The sequence below is a fragment of the Actinosynnema sp. NPDC023658 genome, assembly GCF_040639995.1.
GTDB lineage: Bacteria > Actinomycetota > Actinomycetes > Mycobacteriales > Pseudonocardiaceae > Actinosynnema.
On the sequence record NZ_JBFAAX010000386.1, the window covers coordinates 1 to 2,945 of the forward strand.

At 74.1% G+C, this 2,945-nt stretch carries 3 protein-coding genes; all 3 read right to left on the bottom strand.

All coding sequences use genetic code 11. The features are described from left to right. Nucleotides 1–1,081: histidine kinase (locus tag AB0G02_RS27115; protein ID WP_360798951.1), on the bottom strand; the 1,081-nt coding region annotated here is incomplete at its 3' end. Between the two features lie 95 nt (nucleotides 1,082–1,176). Next, nucleotides 1,177–2,241, bottom strand: coding sequence for a spore photoproduct lyase family protein (locus AB0G02_RS27120; protein ID WP_360798954.1), 1,065 nt, complete (start codon nucleotides 2,239–2,241; stop codon nucleotides 1,177–1,179). A 90-nt stretch (nucleotides 2,242–2,331) separates the two neighbouring features. Next, on the bottom strand, nucleotides 2,332–2,945 hold a 614-nt coding region (locus tag AB0G02_RS27125), incomplete at its 5' end, for a hypothetical protein (protein ID WP_360798957.1).

Sequence of the window (2,945 nt, forward strand, 5' to 3'; positions counted from 1 at the left end):
GGCCCGCCTCGCAGGTGCCGCCGAGCAGGGCGGCGCGTTCGGCCATGCCGAGCAGCCCGTGCCCCCGTGCGGCGGTCGGGCGGGTGGAGCGCTCGCCGTCGTCGGTCACCCACAGGCGCACCGCCCGTTCGTCGACGACCACCCGGACGCCGATCCGGGAGGCGTGCCGGGCGTGCCGGCGGGCGTTGGTGATCGACTCCTGGGCCAGCCGGTAGACCGCGGTGCCGATCGAGGGGGACAGGTCGTCGACGTCGCCGGCGACGTCCACCTCGACCGACGGGCCGAAGACCGCCCGGCTCGCGAGCCCTTCGAGGTCGGTGACCCGCGGGTTCGGGGCCAGGTCACCCGGTTCGCCCGGATCGGCCTGGCGCAGGACGCGGACCATCGTCCGCATCTCCGCCAACGCCCGGGACGCCTCGGACTCGATGACGCGCAGCGCGTCGGTCGCCGCCTCCGGGTGCGAGCCGGACGTGGCCAGCCCGGCCTGGGCCCGGATGGCCATCGCGGAGACGTGGTGCGCGACCGTGTCGTGCAGGTCGCGGGCCAGCCGCTCCCGTTCGAGCAGCTTGACCTGGTCGAGCTCGCGCACCCGGGCCCGGACCCGGAACCGCAGCGCCGCGCCGAGGGTGGCCGCGGTCGAGAGGATGACCACGCCGGCGACCGCGTCGGCCGGGCTCGTGGTGCCGAGCGCCAGGGCGGAGCCCAGCTTGGCCAGCACGACCGCCGACCCGAGCACCGCCTCGCGCCCGGAACCCCAGCGGAACAGCGCGTACGGCAGGAGCAGCAGGTAGACCGTCGTGTGCAGCTCGGGTTCACGGGTGGTCACCACCGCCACCGCCGCGGAGACGCCGAAGGCGATCGCGGTCATGAGCAGCGGACGCGTCCGCCGCCACCGCAGCGTCGGCAGCAGGCCCACCGCGAGCACGATCGGGACGAGCGGCGCCGCCAGATCCGTCCGCGTCAGCCCCTCGACCACCGCGACCACCGCGAGAACCCCGATGAGCGCCCAGTCGAACCAGGGGCGCGAAGGCGGGTGAGGGGGTCGCGGCTCGTCCCACACGGAGCGCAGGAACTCGTGCACCGGGTCATGGTAGGCGAGCGCGCACGGCCGCGGATCGGCCTGAAGTACGAGGCCGGACGGCTGACCGCGGCCCCCGCACCGCCACGACCCGGCGGTCAGAACGCGTAGCGCACGCGCAGGTACGGCGCGTGGCGGCCGATGAGGCCCAGCAGCTCGTCCAGCAGCTCGCGCTTGAGGCCGCGCCGGTAGCGGACGTTGACGCCGCCGCCCTCGCTGCGCTTGACCTCCTGCAGGTCGGGCCGCCACAGGACGTCCTCGGCACGGGGGTGCCAGCGCAGGTTCACCTCGTGCAACGCCTGGTTGTGCGTGAGCATGATGATCTCGGCGGCGAGTTGGTCACGGGTGGCGGTGCAGGCCGCGTCGCCCAGCGCCTCCAGCAGCTCGCGCCAGTCGTCCAGCCAGCCGTCGTGCACGACGACCGGGCTGAGGTTGACGTGCACCTCGTACCCGGCGGCGCGGAAGTCGTCCAGGGCGGCGAGCCGCTCCGCGACCGGGCTGGTGCGGATGTCGAGCAGCTTCGCCGTGCGTTCGGGCATCAGCGAGAACCGCACGCGGGTGCGGCCCCGCGGGTCCCAGCCCAGCAGGTCCCGGTTGACGTGCTTGGTGGCGAAGGACGCCTTGGCGGTGGGCAGGTCGCGGAACAGCTCGACCAGGTCCCGCACGTTGTCGCTGACCAGTGCGTCCACCGAGGAGTCCGAGTTCTCCCCGATGTCGTAGACCCACGACCGGTCGTCGACCTGGCCGGGCTCGGTCATCGGCCCCTGCCGCGCGACGTGCCGGGCCAGGTAGCCGGTGATCTGCTCGATGTTCGCGAACACCGTGATCGGGTTCGAGTAGCCCTTGCGCCGGGGCACGTAGCAGTACGCGCAGGCCATCGCGCACCCGTTGGCCGTGGACGGCGCGATGAAGTGCGCCGACCGGCCGTTGGGGCGGGCGCCGAGCGACTTCTTCACCCCCAGCACCAACGCCTCCTGCTTGATGCGCACCCAACGGCGGGCGTTGGCCTCGTCGCCGTGCAGCTCGGGGATGCGCCAGTGGCTGTCGACCTCGACGCGCTCGGCGTCGGGGAACCGGTCGAGCACCTCGCGCCCGCGCGGCAGCTCCGCGGCGGCGGGCTCCACGTAGATGCGGGTGGGCGAGATCAGCGGCTGGGTGCTCACCCCTCCAGTGTCCGAACGGGACCGACAGAACGGCACGTCGAGCGCTGCCGTGTGGGCCGACTCACGCCCGGTCTGACGACGATCCGGGTGTCAGGGCAGGCTCGTGGCGGGTTCCGGTCGGTGGACGCCGCGCGGGCGGTAGCCCAGTGCCTCGGCGAGACCCAGCAGGTCGGCCAGCAGCCAGACGACTGCCAGCCACATCTCGGTGCCCTGCAGACCCGGGGCGGTGGCGGCCAGGCCGGTGGTCGTGGGGTGCGGGGCCCGGAAGCCGAAGCCCGCGCCGTCCGTCCAGTGGCCCAGGGCGTCGGTGAGCAGCCGGCGGGCGACGTCGAGCACCTCGTCGCCGCGGTGCCCGGTGTGACGGGTCAGCCACAGCGGGTGGGCGACGTCGAGGACGTTGCACGCGTCCTGCTTCTCCGGGGTGAAGAACCGGGCGTCGCGGACGTGCTCCAGGACCGTGTCCACCACCCGTTCCGGGGCGGGCACGGGCACGCCGAACTGGGCGAACGTGCCGCGTGAGGCGCGGTAGAAGCCGTTGACGACCTGGCGCAGGCCGTCGTCGGGCGCTGGTCGGCCCCACGTGCCGGTGCGCGGGTCGGCGTTGGTCAGCAGCCACCCGAACAGCGCTTCGGTCGCGCCCGACGTGCCGGGGTCGCCGCGCCTGCGGTTCCGGTGCAGGGCGGTGCCGAGGGCGTCCACCCAGG